This window comes from Bartonella sp. B39 (genome assembly GCF_053795145.1).
Genome location: NZ_CP200036.1, coordinates 277,684 through 296,845 on the forward strand (window position 1 = coordinate 277,684; position 19,162 = coordinate 296,845).

The window sequence follows — 19,162 nt, forward strand, 5'->3', positions numbered from 1 at the left end:
GTTAAAACCTCAATAAAATCTTGAATTGTTCACGAACATCGGCGCGCAAAGGAATGTTGATGGGCGTCTTGAATATTTCCACACCACCACTCAGTTCATCAAGCTTTAACCAAAGCTTGCCAGGGGGTGTCTGCTCTTCTAGGGAACCATGAATGAGAAGGGAAACAGAGGCGGCTTGTTTGTCCTCAACATCCTTAAAATCTGTACGGGCAGCAAGAAACAACATTGTGCCTGTTTTAGAGGGTTTAAATCTGTTTCCTGAATGGTTATAAACGCCGTCCAAAGCCTGTTCGACAGGCTGTACAGCATAGCATCTGCGATAACCAATCACCGCATTTTGAGTGTCTCTTAACCCGAGATAAAGCGTGCGGTTGCTAAACCACTCTGCCATGAGTATATCGCGTTCATGCTTTTTGACCGAACACCACGGAAAATTTGCCATGTCCCATGGATAATCAATAAGGTTCCAGCTTAATTCTTCATCCCCATCATCCATCCAATTGCCAATAAGTTTGCCTTCTTCTTCTTCGAGAATATGGTTAATCTCTGTCGTGCGTCCAAAGGAAAACAAAGTGCCACCAGCTGTTATACGCACACCGCTCTCATACTCCAGCATACTGTTATCAAGCCTCGACATATTACCTTCCAGGGCTTGCACATCATAACCACTGACACCACGGCGAAAATCAGAGCGCAAACTTTTGGAAAGTCTCACGATTGCTTCAATGGCTTCAAGGAGCGTTCGTTCAGGAAGGCGGTCAAACTCAAGCTGAAACGCGTTCCACCATGCGCGCCCCGTCCATGCGGGTGTAAAGCGTGCTGTAATCCCAAGCCATTCAAGCCCCAACTCTATTGCCGCAAGGGAACCGCGCAAGCGCTGCCAGGAAAGACCCCGATCAATCAAATCATAGAGGTTTTGGACATAAGGTGTAAGCTCTCCAAGTCCGTATTCTTCAATCAGCCATGGTAAAAAGCGGGGAGGGCGCGTAATCAGTTTAGCACGTGAAATCTCCAAAATAGATCCATCAACATCTTGATGAAAATCACAAGCATCGGCAAGGCGTTTCTCAAATTCTGTGGCATGTGTGGGGAGTAGAGAGCCAACCATTAGCGGGCACGCCCTCTAAAGTTTAAGGTGATTTTACCAATCGATAAAACTTCTTCATCACAAACCGTACTGTCCCTTGTTGGTGCAATGGCAATCACTTTCTGAACACCAGCAATCATCAGTTTTGAAATCCACCATGAGAGGCTTAATTCACGACCAATGGCTTGTTCTTGTCTCCATGCGGTTCTTAAATTTGCTTCCATTTGCGTGAGAATTTTCAAAGATGTTTCCGGTAGCAGCCAAACATCTGCTTCTAAGTCCAATACTTTTTTAACAGCAGCGTGAACAATGATTGTATCATTGGTCATGATGATATTTTTTCTGTGAAGAGCCTCTGAAACTATTTGTATAAGGTCTTCAGACGCCGTTCCTTCTTCATTGTTGCCAAAAACCGCTACATAGATGGTTGGGTCTTTACTTTTACGATAGATAATGGCATCCTTGACACGACTATCTGCAGTTAAGGCTATAAGCTTGTAATAGGGCTCTGTCCCGCTACCCTTGCCACCACGGGCATGAAGTTGAATGCGTTCACGGTATCTTTCATCACTTTCATCCTCCATGCGTTGAACACCATGCCAATTTCCTAAAGCGTCAAGAGAAGAGCCGGTGGCAAAATCAAGAATATTGTTGCGTGCTGCTTCATTAATACGCTGCCTTAAAAGCAATTCTCGATAACTAAAAGCCTCAATGACTTTTACGGCTGGATCACTTTCGAGAAACGTATATTCAGGCAAAAGCTCTTTTAAATGGGCAAGAGCCGCGGCACGTATTTCCTCAAAAGAAAGTTCTGTGATAATTTCAGGTTTTGCAAGCACTCCATTCATTTTATCAATAATCCTTCCATGGTGATGGGCTTGCCTGATGGCAAATAAATGCCTTCAAAGGACAGAGAAACTTGTCCAGCCTCAACCACTTTAAAATCAATCTTTTTGAGCTTAAAACGTGGTTCCCATTGGTCTAAAGCCTCAGCAATGGCGGCATAAAGCGTAACCGCAAAAGCATCATTAATCGGTGCGTCAATCAATTCAGGAACCCGTGAACCATAATCACGACGCATCACCCGCGTGCCAATCCGTGTTGACAAAATATCAATAATCGACTGCCGCAAATGATCGATGCCAACCAATGGTTTTCCTGTTGTGCGGTCCATTCCTGTGTTCAATTGGGAACTCCTGTCATGGAGCCACCAGGGGAAACACCCCCGTGAACATGGGTTGCTCCTACATTGGTGCCGTTATGCTTTAAGCCACTTGAATTGATGGAAACCTCATTGCTTGAATGAAGAGAAACACCATCTTGCGAATTGAGTGAAATGTTTCCATCTGCTTTTACAGAAATGTTGCCCTTTGCCTTTAAACTCAGGTCACGTTCTGAGGTGATTTTTATACCATCCGGTGCGCTAAGCTCTAGCTTACCACCATCCCCTTTGAGTGACACGCCATCAGAGATTGTCAGGATAAACTTTCCTCCTGATTTGATATGAATTCCATAAGTGTTTTGTTCATCATCATATTCAAGGCTGGTACCATCGGGATAAATGGTTCGGTGAATGCTCCCCTTATCGGCTGCTTGGTTAGTATCGGTATGAATAGAGCCAACAATCACCCCTTGCGATAAATCTCCTGATGAAGACACAACAACAACTTGCTCTCCAACATCGCGTCCCTCGTAGGAACGCGTTTTACCAGCACGGGCTTGGGTGTCTGCAATCCAGTCACTGATAAGGTTGCCACTTTTTACCCGATAGCGGGCGTTTTTATGGTCGACATGGCTAATCTTACCCACCACAACCATATTGGCTACGCGTCTTTTTAAATCGGTGATTTCTTTATCGCGCCGCTCAAGCATGACTATCCTTGATTTTATGGTATTTGTCTTTGTTTCTCACACCTGTTTCTGGTTCAAAACCTAGGAAAGGTTCAATGAACTGTGCTGTTACACTGCCTTCTCCTTCATCCATGTTGGGAATATTCGTCACATAAATGACCTCAAAGGTTAAAATTGCACCATGGAGCGCTACAACACCGTTATCACCAAAGGCCATCGCAATATTTTGCAGGCGGCATGTTTCAACTGTGTTGTTAAGATTGGGATTAGCATAGAAAATCTCCTCAACTTCCCATGCTAGTTGGTCAACAAAATGTGCACCGTTTTCTCGTGTGTCGTAGCACTCAACGTCCACTGTTAAAACACGCCGCCTTGCTCCAAAATCATGTCCATCTTCAATTGTTTCACTTTGTGTGGAGATATTAATGGCCGGCGTGTTCTCAGGGGAAAAGTTGAAATCACGCATATTGAAAACATGCTCACCAGCAGCAGTCTTTGCTGCCTTTATCAACGCAACAAAGCTTTCCCTGATCGTCTCTCTCGGCTGCATAAACGCTCCTGTTTAATAATGGGATTTTTATTTATTTTGTTGTATTTGTGGATACATTTTAATATACATACGTTATGACATTAAACATCAAAATTCATGGCATAAACTGGGATAAAGGAAATTGACCTAAATGCGCTAAGCACGGTGTCTCCAAAAAAGAAATCGAGTATTTGTTTACTAGTTCCGGTAATCTCTTCATGGAAAACGATCCAAGTGATAAAGAGGAGCGGTTTAGAGCTATTGGAAAAAGCTATAACGAACGGTACATTTTTTTGGTTTTTACCTTAAGAAAAATGAATAACGAATTATTTGTGTGCCCTATTAGTGCACGTTATATGCACCAAAAGGAGGTCAATTTTTATGAAAACAACTAAATTAAAGAAAATACCCGTTTTCAAGACGGATGAAGAAGCAGAAAATTTTATTGATACTGCTGATCTTACTAATTATGATTTAACCAACTTTAAGCCTGTTCATTTCGAATTTCTACCAAAAGAAACATCTGTTAACGTTCGATTGCCTCAGGCACTTATGAAAGCTTTAAAGGAAAAAGCTAAAAGTCAAGCTGTTCCTTACACACGCTACATCCGATATCTCATCGAACAAGATTTACAAAAAAGTCATCGGAACTAGCTTTGTCTCTATAAAACGGATAAAGGTGATTTGGTGATTGAATCCTTTGCTGATAAGCGGTGTAAAGATCTTTTGGAAGACAACCCGCCAAAAGGCTTTCCCACGAATCTAGTGCGGATAGCCCAAAGGAAATTATTTATGCTTGATAAAGCGGTTGATCTCAGAGATTTACGTAGCCCTCCTGGCAATCATCTCTAAGCATCGAAAGGTAGTCGACAAGGACAATATTCTATCCGTATTAATGATCAGTTTCGTATTTGTTTTGGATGGCGTTCTAATAACGCTTATGAAGTTGAAATCGTAGATTATCATTGATCTATAGGAGAGCGAGATGAAAAATTATATAGCTATTCATCCCGGAGAAATTTTACGAAAGGAATATTTAAAAGAATATGCCCTTTCTGCTTATGCCCTTGCAAAAGCGTTAAATGTTCCACGGACTCGGATAGAACGTATTGTTGCAGAAAATAGTCCAATAACCCCTGATACAGCACTAAGATTAGCCTATTTTTTTGATACAACAGCTGAATTCTGGCTTAACATGCAAGCTGCTTACGACGTCAATGTTTTGCAATCAGAAAAAGCAGAAGAATTTGCCAAAATCAATAAATTTAAATGTATGCTTTAATTCTCCTTTCTTATTTTTTAGGATGAAGAAAAAATAGAATATACCACAAAGAGATTGGTCTTTATGAAAACTTCTAAATTAAAACAGATACGCATTTTCAAGACAAATGAAAAATTTATACGCCTTAAGAAAACAAAAAAAGTTTTATCTGCTTCCTTTTTTAAACATGTGTCAGAATAACTCCATAAACGTGGACGCTCACTCGTTGCATCTCAAAAATAACTCTTTAAATATTTTCAGTTTCTCTAACTTCCAATTTTGGAAGATTGCGAACAATTTTTATTGTTTCTAAACTTACAGTGATAACCCGTTGAAACAATTCTAAGGGATAGGATGGATTACCAACTGTTTCAATAGCATAGCGATTAGCATCATTGACAAGACCGCTTGCTTTGTCGGTCTTGATAATCTGCCGTTCCATAACCCATTCGAGAGCAGGTCTGCCATTCACCACATAATCATAAGCCTCTATAGGAATATTTTGCATAGTGATGTTTGCATTATAAATCACTGTACTTTTATCAAGTGCATCTCGTTTGCCAGCAAATTTCATCGCTTCGACACGATAAAAACTTACCTCATCAGAAATAATCCAAGTGCTTGGATCACCTTGTTTATATGTAACGGGATATGGCTCAACCTCTTCATAATTCATATGCAAATCACCAAGCTTTCGACCCGCTGTAACAAAAGCCCAAAAATCTTCTACCCTTTTAACTGTTGGAATACGCGGCAATTGTTTGTATAGATTATGCGCATAACGCACACGATAATCCTCAGAATGCAACACCCCATAAACATAATAAAACAAATCATCCTTTGTAATCATCTCACCAGGATAAGCCGCTTTAAAATATGCCAGCCCTTCATCAGTAATTGCATCACGCCGCTGCAGGCCATCTCTCTTAGTTTGCCCTGCAAAATTTGCAAATAAATGAATTTGTTTCTCTTCTTTATCATCTAAGGACTCAACATTTTCATAAATATACCGCGGAAAACATTGACTAGTATCCATTGTATGAAAATTAGGTAAATTTTTAGTCATAAGAACAGAAAATCCACTGTTTGCTCCTATACCTGTGACTTGTATTACCCTATTTTCAACCACTTCCTCTAGAGGAAATATCCGTGGTATTTGTAAAACTCTTTCGTTAAAAGTACGATTATAATAGAGCCACTGCCGTGTAAAAGGACGATAAAGACTTTGAACTAAGCAACCGCTTTCAAATTTAAAAACCCTTCCTTTTACTACTTCTTGTTTAATATGAGAACTCCAGCTAATCTTTTTAGCATCTGTATTGACAAAATTGTTTACAGCATTTGCACGCGCTTTACGGTCAGAATGTAAATGCGCAACATTAAAACGCGCTACTTCACTATTATAGAAGGCGATCATATTGCTCATATTCTTCGCTAAAGCTTCACGGCTGAAATTATATGCCCAAGAATCACGATTAGTTTTTAGACCGCCAGAAAAAGTTTCAAAAAGCTTCTTATCGCCACCCTTCTTATCACCTAAGGATAGAAATTTTTCAAAGTCACTGTTGCGTTGAGCCAACCAATCACCATGCTCATCTGGCTTAATTATCTGCCAGCCATGTTCGCGTTTAATACCGTCAACACTGCCAAAACGTTGAAGTTCAGATAATTTCTCTTTTGTTGCGAGATTATCACCAATGTTATGATAGTAAATTTTACACCGCTCAGTGACATTTGGATTTTTAATAAACAATGTCACAGCAACACCTGCCATACTTCCACTTCCAAAAACATTTTGCCCCTCTTGAGCACGCCCTTTGCTCAACATATTTTTGCGAATATCTCCTCTCAAATTAAGAACATAAATGCTCGAAAATTCTTTACTTAATTCTTTTCGCAAACCATCCATAGAATATCCATTGATAAAACCTGCATTTGTAACGAAACCAACAACACCACAATCTTTTATTCGATCACTTGCCCATCGAATTGCACGAATGTAACTGTCATAAATCGCTTGCATAAGACTTGCTTTAGATTGAGCAGCATAAGTCTCACGAATACGACGATCCAATTTTGCATAGCTGATATTCTTTGCATTGTCGTTTTCGCTTTTTTGTCCAGTAGAATAAGGAGGATTGCCAACAATAACACGAATATCCAGTTCCTTCTGGCGCGAACGACGTGTACTATTATCCATCATCAAATCACTAATCAGGTCTTTTCCCTGCTCATAAAGCTGAAAAGTATCGGTCAGACAAATTCCCTCAAACGGGATATAATCACCCCCCATAAGGCCATGATACGTCGTTTCAATATTAATAGCGGCAATATAATAGGCTAAAAGCACGATTTCATTGGCATGAATCTCATGACAAAATTTGTGTTTCATCTCTTCTGGTTTTATCAAACCTGACTGTAAAAGCCGCGTGATAAAAGTCCCCGTTCCCGTGAAAGGATCCATGATGTGAACACCAGATGAACCAAGCGTTTGCTTAAATTCATTTTGTAACACCTCATTCACTGAGTGAATAATAAAATCTATAATCTCAACGGGAGTATAAACAATCCCTAATTTTTCTACCGTGCGTGGAAAAGCGCAACGGAAAAACTTATTATAAAGCTCTATAATCAAGTTCTGCTTGGCTTTTGGATCCGTAATTCCACTTGCTCGTAATTTTACACTTGCATAAAAATTTTTAAGATCTTTAGATTCCTTATCAAGGTTCGCCTCATCAAGAACATCGAGCATACGCTGCATAGCACGCGATACAGGATTCTCACGCGTAAACTGATATCCTTCAAATAACACCTGAAATACAGGGCGCGTAATGATATGCTGTGCCAACATCTCAATCGCATCAGTCTCTGTGACAGTATCGTTTAAATCACCACGCAGTTCTGCTACAAATTTGTCAAATGCTTGACGCACTTCAGTATCTGGTTCAGCTAAAATGCCTGTTAAGCGCATGATATGATTCTGAGCAATCTCAGCAATATTACTCGCCCAATCTTCCCAATAATCACGCGTACCGCATTTTTTGACGATCTTTGCCATGATTGCACGAGAAAGTTCATCGACAGAAAAAGAAAGTTCCCCTTGTACATTTTCTGTGATCGTGAAATCATACTCCGGTGTTCCAATTCCCGATTGTGCAGATTGTGATCGAATAGGAAGATCCTCTACAACAGCAGTAACAGCCTGTAATTCGGAACTTTGAGTGACACCAATAATCTCAATCACATTGCTCACATCTTGCCCTAAGGATGCCTTATTAATCGTAGCATCAAAACGATCATCATGCGCACGCAAAGCATTCAAAATTTGCCAAACAACTCGATACTTCTCGTTATTGTTTAAAGCCTGTTCTACCGAAATACCAGAAGGAATGCCAATCGGCAAAATGACATATCCCATCTTTTTGCCTTCAGAGCGACGCATTACCCGCCCAACAGATTGAACAACATCAATCTGACTCTTGCGTGGATTTAAAAATATGATTGCATCAAGAGCCGGAACATCCACTCCCTCAGACAAACAACGGGCATTGGTCAAAATACGACAAACATCATCACCACTATCCGCTTTCAGCCAATCGAGCAATGCACCACGCTCCTTCGCATTGAAAGTGCCATCAACATGCTTGGCGTCACACTTCAGAGAGTACTCCTTTTCAATATCCTTTTTAGTATAATCAAGATATTCTTTAACAACTGCAGAAAATTCATCACGAATTAATTTGGAACTTCGAATGTCTTTACAAAATGCCAAAGCACGATGCATAGGATGTGGATCAGCACCAACATCAGACCTTATGTCTTGTTTGGTGAGCGCCTTATAACAACCAATAATCTTCGTTGCATCATCAAGAACAAGTTCAGACTCACCGTCACTAAGACGTTTCTGAACAGCTGAACTGACTAATTTTTCATCCACTGCTAAGACAATAACCTTATAATCTGTTAAAAGATTATTTTGTACTGCCCATGAAAAACCACGATAAAAAAGTGTTTTACCAAAGAGCTTTTCATCATCCATCGAGGTAAGAACTGCATCAACTTCATTCGCACGACTTTTTGCATTATCACCAAAAATGCGTGGTGTTGCTGTCATATAAAGGCGCTTCTTGGCACGAATAACGTCATTAGAATGCACTTTAACAAAATTGGATTCATCCTCTCCAACCAGCGTTGCACCTGTTGTACGATGAGCCTCATCACAAATGATAAGATCAAATGTCGGAAAACCATGCTGTTTCTGAGCATCCGCAATAACCTGAATGGATTGATAGGTTGCAAACACAACTGTCATTTTATCTGCGATGCCATCTCTCGCACATTCTGCAAGTTTAGCAGCATCGGTTGTCGCCGGAAAAGCAAGATCAAACACATCAATTTCGGCAATATCATGAATATTTTTACGACGCTTTCCAACCTGTGTATCTGAACACACAGCAAAGGATCGTAATCCGATTTCTGTATCCGCTGTCCATTCACGTACCGTCTGTGACATCAAAGCCAAAGATGGCACAAGAAACAAGACAAACTTCCCTTCACCAGCTAAGTCCTCAGCAATCTTGAGACTGGTAAATGTCTTACCTGTACCACAGGCCATAATGAGCTTGCCACGATCTGCTTCAGCAAGTCCAGCACGCACGCAACATAATGCATCCTTCTGATGTGGAAGGAGTTTCTTTTTATCCGCCAACACAACTTTGCCTTTGGCTGCAAAAGTTTCCCAACGGATCGGACTTTCTTGCATATCGGAAAGATTAATTCGTATAACAGGAATATCCTGTCCTCTTATCATTGTCTCAGCGTTTTCACTCCAAGCTTTTTCAGTGCTATCTATAATAACACGCCGCTTGAACGGATCCTTACCTGATGCTGCAATGAAACTATCAATGTCTTCTTTTCTAATCCGATACGCTGCATTATAAAATTTACATTGAATTGCTGCAAAACCCTCTTCATTACGAATCTTGGCAACAAGATCGATACCAATATCACGACCATCCCAACCATGTTCGTGAGCCCAATCTTTAAAAGTTTGAACCTTTTCATACTGATCAAACTGCAGAGGATCATGGGTCAGATAAGCAAGAGCAAAACGCTCAAAATATGTACCTTTGTCCCGTTCGGTGAGCGCTTCATCACGATATGTCTGTAAAAGCGATTGTAGCGTCGTCATGTTTCCTCTCAATCATCCTCATTAATTATGCCTTCAACTACTGTATCTAGACAAATTCTTCAATGCTTATTGTTTTGCCTAGAAGACTTAAAAACAGCTTAATCTACTGATTATGTACAATGAAATATGATTCTAAGAAAAATAATCAAAACTGCTTGCTAGGCGAAGACGTCTCCCGCAAAATCAGCTTATACATTCCGGATTCTGAAGCTTTCACATCTGCCACAATGAAATGCTCTTGAAGGGCATTTCCAGTGTTTTTAGAAGACATAACAATGACACTATCCTCGAGCTTTGGTGGCAATCCGCCAATGTCATTGATATAAACATTAAGTTCTTTTCTTGGGATTGTTGTGGGGATTCTGCCACCAGCTTCCGATTCTGAATGCTTGATGCCATAAATCGCTGTAATACGGAAAGATTGCCCTGTTTCCTTTCGTGTATAAATGATGGGCTGCCCGAAAGTGTCGCGCACATTTTCAACCATTTTATCCAACAGCCCATGCCATAACATCTTATTTTTCCCCTATAACGGCTTTAAAGAGCATTTCAGGACGTGTGCAAATATAAAGAGGATAGCTGTACACTTCAGGCTTGACCCATGCGTTACGATCGTGATCAACTATCAACATAGTGTAAAGAGGCTTCCCAACCGTATTAACAAAGTCTAGACTTTCCCCTGGAGCAAAGGTTTTCTGGAACACACCAGGTGCATCAACGGGAAAGAACTGACATTCATCAGGCTTAATCCCTATTGCACGTTTTGTCCCAGCTTTAGCGCTAACGTTGTAATTGTGAATGCTTCGGTAATTAATAAAAGTTACCCCAGCAAAATCAAAACTGCCAAAGCTGCCCGATCCAATAGCATTTGGTGTTGCAACACCCCCTGCACTATTCAATGTCTGTGCCAAGGCTGTATTTAAATAGGTTTCACGAATAGTTTTGTGGTTTTTTAATTTGGAAAAGAATTCATTTCCGCAAAGACCAACAATTCGTGAACGATCCGTAAACGCACCCTTTGAAGCCTCAATCATTTTCATAATGACTTGATCAACGTGGTCAGCAACATTTGTCTCATCTTTGTTCAATTTAAAATCAAGTGGCTTTGGTGGTATAATCTCCCATTCCTTATACCAATCAACAATCACTGATCCATCAGCATCGAGAACAACACCTTGAATAGCCCCAAGCTGCATATTTTCCCATGTCAATTCAATTTCAGAAATAAGCTTTTTTTGTTTTTTAGCGATATATTTCATCGCACTCTCAAGTTGATCCTCTGTTCCAAATTCTCGACGATTTTGGATTTCTTCTGCTTTCACCGTGTCACTTTTGGCAATCCGTGTTGTTTTGAAAAATCGAAGATTACGACCATCTCTGTCTCCTTCAACCAAGGGGGCACCACGTTCACTTGTCTGAATCAATGACAATGTATTGTCACGTCTCTCAATACCAACCACTGTGGTGCTTGTTTCCACTTCCTCAAAAAGATCAAGAGAACTAATGAGACCAGGTTGAAACTCATAGTTTTCGATGGCTTTCATCATGGTGATGCTTGAGAAAGCATCATGTTTAAAAAAGTTCATATCCATGGGTGCATTCTCCTATCGCAACATTATCTTGTTGTTGTCTTCTAAAGACTGAATGGCTGCTTTCTTTTGCTCATCCGTGATGGCATCTGGCCATAGCAGTTCAGAAGCTTTTACAGTGCATAAGCGTGCTGTAATCACCGCGCGTTGATCTGCCTCTGTCACATCAACAGTCGCAAAAGAAATACCCGCCGGCACTTTACTGCCATCTGAGGCTGCTGGATTAAGGGGAACGTATTTTCCCGTTGCTGTCACCTTTCCCATAACAGTGCCAGCCTCAACAATTGCTCCTGATGCAAACACCACTTCTTCGTTTGACATGTCAGGGTTGTAGGGTCCAAGATAAGCGCCATTGCGTACGTCGTCATAAATAATATTTGTCATTTCACTGCCCTCCAAGCTGCTTCCCATTTTGCATGAATCTTTGCCTTGCTCGCCCCATCACTATGGGGAGCATAAGGCGATAGTTTTAAAGATGCGCTTTGAGAGCTAGCAGCCGCCAAAACACATTGGCGTGCCTTCTCAACATTCATGCCGTCCTTAATTGCTTTTGCGGCATCAAAAGAAACGCCTAAGCGCTTTGCTTGCTTTTCAAGATTTGTCAGTGCGCGTGCGCGTTTTCTTTCCTTTTCAAGCACGGCTTTCATGTCTTCGCGCTTGTTTTCATTATCCTCATTGTCTTCATCCTCATCTTCGTTTTCTTCTTCTTCGTCAAAGATTTCGGCGTTTTTGTCGACGTCACTATCGTCTTCTTCCTCGTCATTGATGGTGTCGACAATCTTTTCATCGTCCTCTTCTTGGGCGCGGTATTGTGTGCGTGCCATGTGTTTTGTCCTTCTTTTGTTGTTGATGTTGGGGTTTGTGATATGGAATCCGTTAAGGCTTCCAAAGCTTGCGCAAGTGTGCCTTGCGCATCTGCTAATCCAAGCTTGAGAGCTTGGCTGCCTATAAAAGTTTCTGCTTTTGTGTCACGAATTGCATCAGCACTTAAGCGTCTGTTTTTTGCAACCAAATCGACAAACATCTCGTAGAGCAGGGCGCAATCGGCTTGCATTTTTATCTGTGCCGTATCGCTCAATGGTTCGTGAGGATTGCCATGAACTTTGTGATCGCCTTCAAAAACAAAAGTCCATTTATGCCCGTGTTTCTCATCCGCACGGGATTGGTCAAGATGGGCGCAAACAACCCCAATCGAGCCCACAACACCGGTGCGTGCAACCCAGATTTGAGAAGCAGAACAAGCAATGGCATAAGCTGCAGAACAGGCAAATTCATTGGCATGTGCCCAAATAGGCTTGGCATATTGTTTTGAGAGTGTTTGAAACTCTTCAACTAAATCAAACACGCCGCCGGCTTCTCCACCACCACTGTCAATATCAAGTAAAACAGCGCAAACATCAGGCTGTGCAATGGCTTCACGAAAAGAAGCCCCCAAACCTTCATAAGAAGTTAATCCCGATAAAGCCCCAAGCCATGCACTGCGGCGCACAAGCGTGCCATGAACCGGTATTATGGCAATATTGTTTTGCACCACATAAGTTTCAGGGGGTCTTAAAGTAGCCCCATTCCTTTCCGAAAAGGCTCCTATGGGAAACTTTTCCCCTTCAAAAAGACGTGGCGCAAGGGCATTGAGAATAATATCAAGCTTTGTGGCGGCAAGCATGTGTGGAACCCCAAAAAGCCGTGATGCCAAAAACGGCATATCAAGATTATTCGCCATTTGCATGTGCCTCGCTGCCTTGATTGCTTTCATAAGTCTCAGAATGATCTGAATCTGTGGTATCAATTGTTTGATTGTCACCAGAGGGCGCTGTTATATCCGTATCAAAAGATAAGCCGCGCGCGCGAGCATCTGTGTGCTCTTCCTCAAGTTCGGCATGAATGCTGTCGATATCAAAGCCGCGTTCGGCAAGTGCCATACGTCGTGTCTTCAAGCCTGCACGGATTTCTTCTTTTTCTGCTGAAATATCCTTGTTTGGATCAATCATTTCAAGCGGGGGCGCAAAGCTTTCACATTGAAGCCATGGCAAGGGATTTTCTTCCCACCCTGGCAAATTGACACATCCAGAAAGCACTGTCATTTCAACAAAACGCTCCCAAACAATGCGGTTAAACTGAAAGGCAATGATATGTTCACGCCATTGTTTGACGTGCCGTCTAAACTGAATGATGGAGGTTCGCACATTGGAAAAATTCCCCCGCGTAACATCCCCTGTCACAACGGCATAAGGCATATTAAGTGCTGCACAAATTTTCAAGATATTGCGAAATTGAAAAGCCTCATAAGAGCCACCAACCTCAACAGGATTTGAGAATGTAACCTCTTTATTCTCTCCTAAATAAATAGATGCACCGGGCGCAATGACAGGTGCTTTGTATTCTTCTTCAACGTTGTTTTTATCACGATTATCGGGTAATTTTTCGACGTTTGGTGAATTGTCCTTGACAAACGCCGCGAAAAGAGCCGCCGTCCTTTTTCGATCAAGTTCTGCGTCGTCATAGGATTCGAGTTGAAAGATCTTTGTCATAGAGCGCGTTATTTTGGGAGAACCGCGCAATTGTCCGGCAATACGGCGCTCTTTGATATGAATGACCATTTCAGCAGGGACACGCACGCGCTCTTGACTCTCAAAGACTGTGCTTGCAGAACAATCATCATAGGGGTGATGTTCCCAGAAATGATAAGCAACACGCTTACCACTGGCATTAAATTCAATCCCCATACGAATGTAATTGCCTTCAATCTCAGCCGGTCCATTGTAGGAAAGGTCCAACATTTCGGTGGGATAAACTTGCAATTGAAGAGGCACACCAGAGCGCCCGTAGAGATCAACATAATGTAATCTTACAAAGCATTCTCCGGTTAAAAAGACTTCTCGTGCAATGGTTGCTTGAAGTCCATAAAAATTGGCATCTTCATCATAGTCCGCCTCATCAACCCATTGCCACCATAAGTCTAAAAGCTTTTTCTTCTCTTCTTGAAAACCTTCAATACGAGGATAAGGTTTAATCCCATCACTGACAGCTGCAGAGACCCATTCTTCTGTTGCAGACCCATAAAGAGATTCATTGTCATAAAGCCATCTTGAACGGGCAACAATGGTATCGCCGCATTTTTCAATTGCTTTATTGATATGTTTTTTTGCGGGGTCAAAACCACTCATGCGACGGCTTTTACTTGCAGCTTCAAAATGGGGATTGTGTTGACGAGAAATTGTAAAAAAGCCCGTGAGTTTATTGATAAAGCCAGCCATTAATAGCCTCGTGATATATTAAAATAGAAAACGCGTGAACGCTTGCGTCCTTCAAGGTCCGCTATTTGTGTGTTCAGCATCTCAAGCGCTCTGCGCAGTTCCTCAACAGAACGATTGCTTACTTGCTTATCGCCATGGCGGACTGATTGCGCTCCCGAATAAAGAGCTTCTTCAATTTGCTCACGCCGCCTTTTTAAGTTTTCAAGTCTCGCAAATTTGCTGTTAAATTGTCCTAAAGTTTCATCCACAAATTACCTCCAATCCCCTTGCATATAAGGATTCATCACCGTTCTGGATTGTTTCCTTTGAGGTTGTGTTATCTGAGATCTTTTTGGAGCAGGAGAGGGGGCATGTCTTGGTGTTGGCTGCTCTAAAGAGCCTTCAATTTTAAGTCTTTCCAGACGCTCTTCTAAGATATCGACTTCTCGATTAAGATTTATCCCTGCTGAAATAAGACCTTGTAAAGCAGCATAAGCATAAACCCTACAGTCCAAGGCTTCATTTCTTGCCTTTTCGCTTTTTTGCCATTCAATGCGCTTAAAGCCTTTAAAATATTTGATGACTTTTCTTTCAGCGGTCAGTTGGTCAAAATATTCCCGATCAAGGTTTTTGTGAAAATGCGTTGCACCAGCACCCGATGCTTCAGGACCGGATTTTTTAAACCGTGCTGTGATAATATCTTTTGCTGCATCAACCCCAACAATATAGAGATTAATCTGTCCTTTGTTGTTTTTACTTGGACGGCGCGGCCATACTGCACGCCATCCCGCTTGTCCCTTAATCCCCCAGATACGTCGTCCCTCACGCGGGCGCACATAATTATAAACCGCCTGTGTGTGTCCACCACCGGTATCAATACAAGCAGCCGTTATCCTGATACCATCTTTGTAACCTGGGTGTGGCCAGCGTCTTGTAAGATATTCATCTAGCTGGTCCCATACTTCAAAAGAAGAGGGATCACCAAGGATGACCTGATAATCAATATGCCAGCTTTCTTCACTGCGTCCCCATCCCACCACTTCAAGTTCCAAGCGGTCATTTTGCACATCAATGCCTGCTGTCAACACGACGGCTTGTTCTGGTGCTAAAGGATACTCTTCGCGTTTTGCATAGAGGCTCTCAGGATCAATAACTTCACCCGTTTTATCTTCCCATGGTTCTCCAAGTACTGTATTGACAAAAGGCTGTAGAAGGGCTGGATCATCCTTGGCATTTAAAAACTCTCTTGCACATTCCCCCCATGTAAGCCAAGGTGAATAGAGTGCCGAAATATGATAAGAACGCAAATTCGGTCTGCTTGATTCACTCGTAGGCACCCAGCACGCACCTCTTTCCTCACTCATGAGATCTGTTTTTCTGTGCTCGGCATGTTCATGACCACAATGGGCACAAACAAATACAGCTTTTTCGGGGGCGCCTTTTGGCCACTTAATTTGTGACCAAACAATGGGCTGTAGAACACCACATGCATCACAAGGGACATTGTAATATCGCTGGTCTCCTAGCACAAAATCCTTGGCAATACGGCTTGTGTCACGGTGGGTAGGGGTGGACAATTTAAAAATCTTTCGTTGCACAAAGGTTGAGGTACGCTTTTCCGCAATCATCACTGGATCACCTTCGTTATCGACACTAAGAGGATAAGCATCGACCTCATCCAAAATCAGATAACGAATAGGCATGGAACGCAATCCAGCAGCACTGTTGGCTCCTGTAAGCATCAATGCACCACCAGCAAATTCTTTCGAAAACATTGTATTACCGCTATCACGCGCACGGGCAGGGGCTATGCGTTCACTTAAAACGGGACTTGCCATAATCATGGGATCAAGCCGCGTCTTTGAAAGCTTCTTGGCTGTCTCAACGGTCGGCATCACATAAAGGGCAGGTCCCGGACTATAATGAATGGCATAACCGCAGAAATTCAATCCTGCCTCTGACATGCCAACCTGCGCACCTTTCATGACAATGGTTGTTTCAATAGGCACGTAAGAGGAAAGGTTATCCATGATTTCGCGCAAATAGGGGGTACGCTTCGTTCTCCAAAGCCCAGGCTCAGCACTTGCTACCGTGCTAAGGTACCTATTCTTGTCCGCCCATTGCGAAACCGTATATGGTGGGTCCGGTTGTCTTGCATCATTGGCATTGGCGAAAAATTCTTCGACTGCATTTTCATCCATTATTCGTTTCTTGCAAGTTCTCTAACTCTGGAGAATGAGGATCATGAAAAGGAACTGGAATATGAACAGCTTCAAGCAAAGCTTTTCTCATATAATAATCAATGGCACCTATCAGGCTGGCGGCATCACAGCCAACCTGTGCGGCAATACTCGCACCAAAACGATGCGCAAAATTCAACATCGCATCACGGTGCGCTCTACCAAACTCACGAGCTGCTCTCTTTACTTCTTCTCGATCAACAGTTGTTTCACGTAAGCGTTCAAGGGCAATCTTTTCGCTTTCGAGTGCAACTTGCATTCTCTCCAGTTTAATTTTATATTCATTGGCACCATCTGTAGAGGCTTGTTTGATCTTTGTACGATGTTGGCCATCAGGTGCTAAAAATGGAGCTGGACGTTTTGTTGGATTCTCATTCCAGATGGCTGTTGCAAGCGCTTCATTGACAGAACCATCTTCAAAAAGAGCTGCATCAAATTTGCCTGTCTTTATCCGAGAAACAACCGCATTTGCAGACACACCCATCTTTTTGGCAAAAGCACGAACCGAGAGACCTTTACGAGATTTCTTATTCATGAAATATTTGCCTGTTCTGAATAACTTAATAGCTTTGAACATTGATAAACATAAGCTTGATTTTGCAGATGTTATTTACTTTGACTGGGAACATACTTTCATTGATGCAACATACTCAAACCGTATGAAAGCTATCGGATATTTTGCTGATGGTACAACAATTGTTGTCTTTGCAAAACTTGGCACTGAAGCTATATCCATTATCAGTTTCCGTCATGCAAATAAAAAAGAAAGAGAGGTTTTCAATGACTATCAAAAAAACCTTTAAAAAAGAATGTGGTTACACAAAAGAAGACTGGGAAGAAGTGAATTCACCACCACTTACAGATGAAGAGCTTGCACGCTTAAAACCTGCAAAAGAGGTTTTACCGGATTCTTTTTTCAAGTACATAGCAAAAGAGCGCCGTAAGCGTGGACGTCCTTCGATTGAATCTCCTAAACAAGCCATAACCATACGTCTTGATCCCGAGGTCATTGCCTTTTTTAAGAAACAAGGCAAAGACTGGCGCACACGTATGAGTGAAACACTAAAAAAAGCAAGTGATAAATTTAAATGTACATCTTAACTTTCTTCCCACCCATGAAGATGGGAAGATATAAGCTTCATGATAAGGTTAAGCCACTTTCTTAACAAGGCTTTCTAAATTTGGATTATATGCTTTCAAAAAAGAATCCATACCTCGAGGAAACTCTGAATCTCCAAAGTCTGTGAGAACCACTAAAAGCTTAACAATATGCGCATCTTTCTTGATCTTTGAAACCAGAGCCTTTTCTACTACGTTCATGGTATTGACTATAGCAGTACACTCCTCATCTTCAACACTACCACGATTGCAAAGCTTAAATAACACCAACCACAGATCACATAAAGAGTCGATATCAGTATTCATTGTATACCTCCGTGGATTTGTTCTCTTAAACATGCCAAGCCTTTTGCGGTAATCTTGGTTGAAGGCAGGATCTTTTCTGTTCCATCAGATTTTTGAATCGTGATCGTAGGGCAATCCATGAGGCCTTTCTTGATCTTATCCTGATAAGGCAGTAACGGAGATCCCGGAGCACGACGATAAACCCAATCATTCCCACGCAAATAATTCGTTAGATCTTTTGGTCGTACCTCCAGTACCTTGGCTGCTTCTGTAAGACCAAACAGACCATCAGAGCGGGTTAAACCTTCAAGTGCTTTTGCCTTGGGAGTTAATTCTGCAATAACATGATCTTTCTGCTCAATTTGATTTTGTAAGTGATTCAAGACACCAAGTAATGCTTCGGGTTTCGAGTAGTCAATCTGTGGTGCAGCTATCTGTTTTTCCAATTCTTGCCAGCGGTCAACTATCTTAGCTCGCAATGTAGTGCTATAGCCTGATACAAGAATCAGACATTCGCGTTTTGGAAGGTGGTAACAAGGAAGCATACGACCCGTTGAATCCTTGTATAATCCTGTAAATTCACTCAGCCCAAATTTGGGCTCAGTATCTTTATTGAATAGCTCTTCAAGCATTTGCTTAATATCACGCATGACATGTTTATGTTGCTTGCCGCATAATTCCGCAATCTCACGACTAGACATAGTCTGAACTGCTGCACCATTGCGGGCACTTTCTGTAATTTTCATAAAAGTATTCATGGATAAAATCCTATTGGCT

The 19,162-nt window shown here is 41.8% G+C and carries 22 protein-coding genes and 1 pseudogene; 6 read left to right on the forward strand and 17 right to left on the reverse strand.

Annotated elements, in window-relative coordinates; translation table 11 throughout:
- Position 1: 1 nt before the first annotated feature.
- Genes V4P57_RS01175 through V4P57_RS01195 form a run of 5 tightly spaced genes read right to left on the reverse strand, consistent with a single transcriptional unit; the run spans position 2 to position 3,488 of the window.
- Positions 2-1,108, reverse strand: coding sequence for a phage tail protein (locus tag V4P57_RS01175; protein ID WP_455466385.1), 1,107 nt, complete (start codon positions 1,106-1,108; stop codon positions 2-4).
- Positions 1,108-1,935 (reverse strand): baseplate J/gp47 family protein, encoded by an 828-nt coding sequence (locus tag V4P57_RS01180; RefSeq protein ID WP_455466386.1) that lies wholly within the window; start codon positions 1,933-1,935, stop codon positions 1,108-1,110. The genes V4P57_RS01175 and V4P57_RS01180 overlap by 1 nt, the downstream gene beginning before the upstream one ends.
- A complete protein-coding gene (locus V4P57_RS01185) occupies positions 1,932-2,273 on the reverse strand; it encodes a GPW/gp25 family protein (RefSeq protein WP_455466387.1) in 342 nt (113 codons plus the stop codon). Before V4P57_RS01185 ends, V4P57_RS01180 begins: the two co-directional genes overlap by 4 nt.
- Positions 2,270-2,959 carry a phage baseplate assembly protein V gene (locus V4P57_RS01190; protein ID WP_455466388.1) on the reverse strand — a complete coding sequence of 230 codons (690 nt, stop codon included), beginning with the start codon at positions 2,957-2,959 and terminating at the stop codon, positions 2,270-2,272. Before V4P57_RS01190 ends, V4P57_RS01185 begins: the two co-directional genes overlap by 4 nt.
- Complete coding sequence (locus tag V4P57_RS01195; protein WP_455466389.1) at positions 2,952-3,488, reverse strand: hypothetical protein; 537 nt, start codon at positions 3,486-3,488, stop codon at positions 2,952-2,954. The genes V4P57_RS01190 and V4P57_RS01195 overlap by 8 nt, the downstream gene beginning before the upstream one ends.
- Before the next feature lie 170 nt (positions 3,489-3,658).
- On the opposite strand from V4P57_RS01195, the gene V4P57_RS01200 reads away from it, so the two are divergent.
- The 4 genes and pseudogenes from V4P57_RS01200 to V4P57_RS01215 all read left to right on the forward strand — a co-directional run bounded on the left by V4P57_RS01200 (position 3,659) and on the right by V4P57_RS01215 (position 4,749).
- Positions 3,659-3,862, forward strand: coding sequence for a BrnT family toxin (locus V4P57_RS01200; protein WP_455466390.1), 204 nt, complete (start codon positions 3,659-3,661; stop codon positions 3,860-3,862).
- Entirely contained in the window at positions 3,849-4,121 is a 273-nt protein-coding gene (locus tag V4P57_RS01205; RefSeq protein ID WP_455466391.1) for a CopG family antitoxin, read from the forward strand. Before V4P57_RS01200 ends, V4P57_RS01205 begins: the two co-directional genes overlap by 14 nt.
- 33 nt (positions 4,122-4,154) lie before the next feature.
- Positions 4,155-4,436: pseudogene (locus V4P57_RS01210) on the forward strand (type II toxin-antitoxin system RelE/ParE family toxin).
- A gap of 16 nt (positions 4,437-4,452) precedes the next feature.
- Positions 4,453-4,749 carry a HigA family addiction module antitoxin gene (locus V4P57_RS01215; protein ID WP_455466392.1) on the forward strand — a complete coding sequence of 99 codons (297 nt, stop codon included), beginning with the start codon at positions 4,453-4,455 and terminating at the stop codon, positions 4,747-4,749.
- A 226-nt stretch (positions 4,750-4,975) separates the two neighbouring features.
- On the opposite strand, the gene V4P57_RS01220 is transcribed toward V4P57_RS01215, so the two are convergent.
- From V4P57_RS01220 to V4P57_RS01265, 10 genes are all read right to left on the reverse strand, one after another.
- Positions 4,976-9,919 (reverse strand): DEAD/DEAH box helicase, encoded by a 4,944-nt coding sequence (locus tag V4P57_RS01220; protein ID WP_455466393.1) that lies wholly within the window; start codon positions 9,917-9,919, stop codon positions 4,976-4,978.
- Between the two features lie 145 nt (positions 9,920-10,064).
- A complete protein-coding gene (locus V4P57_RS01225) occupies positions 10,065-10,433 on the reverse strand; it encodes a head-tail joining protein (protein WP_455466394.1) in 369 nt (122 codons plus the stop codon).
- 1 nt (position 10,434) lies between these two features.
- Positions 10,435-11,511, reverse strand: coding sequence for a major capsid protein (locus tag V4P57_RS01230; RefSeq protein WP_455466395.1), 1,077 nt, complete (start codon positions 11,509-11,511; stop codon positions 10,435-10,437).
- Between the two features lie 12 nt (positions 11,512-11,523).
- Positions 11,524-11,892 (reverse strand): head decoration protein, encoded by a 369-nt coding sequence (locus V4P57_RS01235; protein ID WP_455466396.1) that lies wholly within the window; start codon positions 11,890-11,892, stop codon positions 11,524-11,526.
- Positions 11,889-12,155 carry a hypothetical protein gene (locus V4P57_RS01240; protein WP_455466397.1) on the reverse strand — a complete coding sequence of 89 codons (267 nt, stop codon included), beginning with the start codon at positions 12,153-12,155 and terminating at the stop codon, positions 11,889-11,891. The genes V4P57_RS01235 and V4P57_RS01240 overlap by 4 nt, the downstream gene beginning before the upstream one ends.
- Positions 12,152-13,228 carry a S49 family peptidase gene (locus V4P57_RS01245; protein ID WP_455466398.1) on the reverse strand — a complete coding sequence of 359 codons (1,077 nt, stop codon included), beginning with the start codon at positions 13,226-13,228 and terminating at the stop codon, positions 12,152-12,154. Before V4P57_RS01245 ends, V4P57_RS01240 begins: the two co-directional genes overlap by 4 nt.
- Positions 13,218-14,762 (reverse strand): phage portal protein, encoded by a 1,545-nt coding sequence (locus V4P57_RS01250; protein ID WP_455466399.1) that lies wholly within the window; start codon positions 14,760-14,762, stop codon positions 13,218-13,220. Before V4P57_RS01250 ends, V4P57_RS01245 begins: the two co-directional genes overlap by 11 nt.
- The gene (locus tag V4P57_RS01255; RefSeq protein WP_455466400.1) at positions 14,762-15,010 is read right to left on the reverse strand and encodes a phage head-tail joining protein; all 249 of its coding nucleotides are present in this window, start codon (positions 15,008-15,010) and stop codon (positions 14,762-14,764) included. Before V4P57_RS01255 ends, V4P57_RS01250 begins: the two co-directional genes overlap by 1 nt.
- Before the next feature lie 3 nt (positions 15,011-15,013).
- A complete protein-coding gene (locus tag V4P57_RS01260) occupies positions 15,014-16,942 on the reverse strand; it encodes a phage terminase large subunit family protein (protein ID WP_455466401.1) in 1,929 nt (642 codons plus the stop codon).
- Positions 16,935-17,516, reverse strand: a complete 582-nt coding sequence (locus tag V4P57_RS01265; RefSeq protein ID WP_455466402.1) for a hypothetical protein — start codon at positions 17,514-17,516, stop codon at positions 16,935-16,937. The genes V4P57_RS01260 and V4P57_RS01265 overlap by 8 nt, the downstream gene beginning before the upstream one ends.
- Here V4P57_RS01265 and V4P57_RS01270 point away from each other — a divergent pair.
- The gene (locus V4P57_RS01270) at positions 17,515-17,784 is read left to right on the forward strand and encodes a BrnT family toxin (protein WP_455466403.1); all 270 of its coding nucleotides are present in this window, start codon (positions 17,515-17,517) and stop codon (positions 17,782-17,784) included. The two genes, V4P57_RS01265 and V4P57_RS01270, sit on opposite strands and share 2 nt — an antisense overlap.
- On the forward strand, positions 17,762-18,082 hold the full coding sequence (locus V4P57_RS01275; protein ID WP_455466404.1) for a BrnA antitoxin family protein: 321 nt from the start codon (positions 17,762-17,764) through the stop codon (positions 18,080-18,082). The genes V4P57_RS01270 and V4P57_RS01275 overlap by 23 nt, the downstream gene beginning before the upstream one ends.
- A 48-nt stretch (positions 18,083-18,130) precedes the next feature.
- Here V4P57_RS01275 and V4P57_RS01280 read toward each other — a convergent pair whose 3' ends face one another.
- Both V4P57_RS01280 and V4P57_RS01285 read right to left on the reverse strand, forming a co-directional pair.
- Positions 18,131-18,406: a hypothetical protein gene (locus V4P57_RS01280; RefSeq protein WP_455466405.1), complete on the reverse strand. Its 276-nt coding sequence runs from the start codon at positions 18,404-18,406 to the stop codon at positions 18,131-18,133.
- Positions 18,403-19,143 carry a phage antirepressor KilAC domain-containing protein gene (locus tag V4P57_RS01285; RefSeq protein WP_455466406.1) on the reverse strand — a complete coding sequence of 247 codons (741 nt, stop codon included), beginning with the start codon at positions 19,141-19,143 and terminating at the stop codon, positions 18,403-18,405. The genes V4P57_RS01280 and V4P57_RS01285 overlap by 4 nt, the downstream gene beginning before the upstream one ends.
- Between the last annotated feature and the right edge of the window lie 19 nt (positions 19,144-19,162).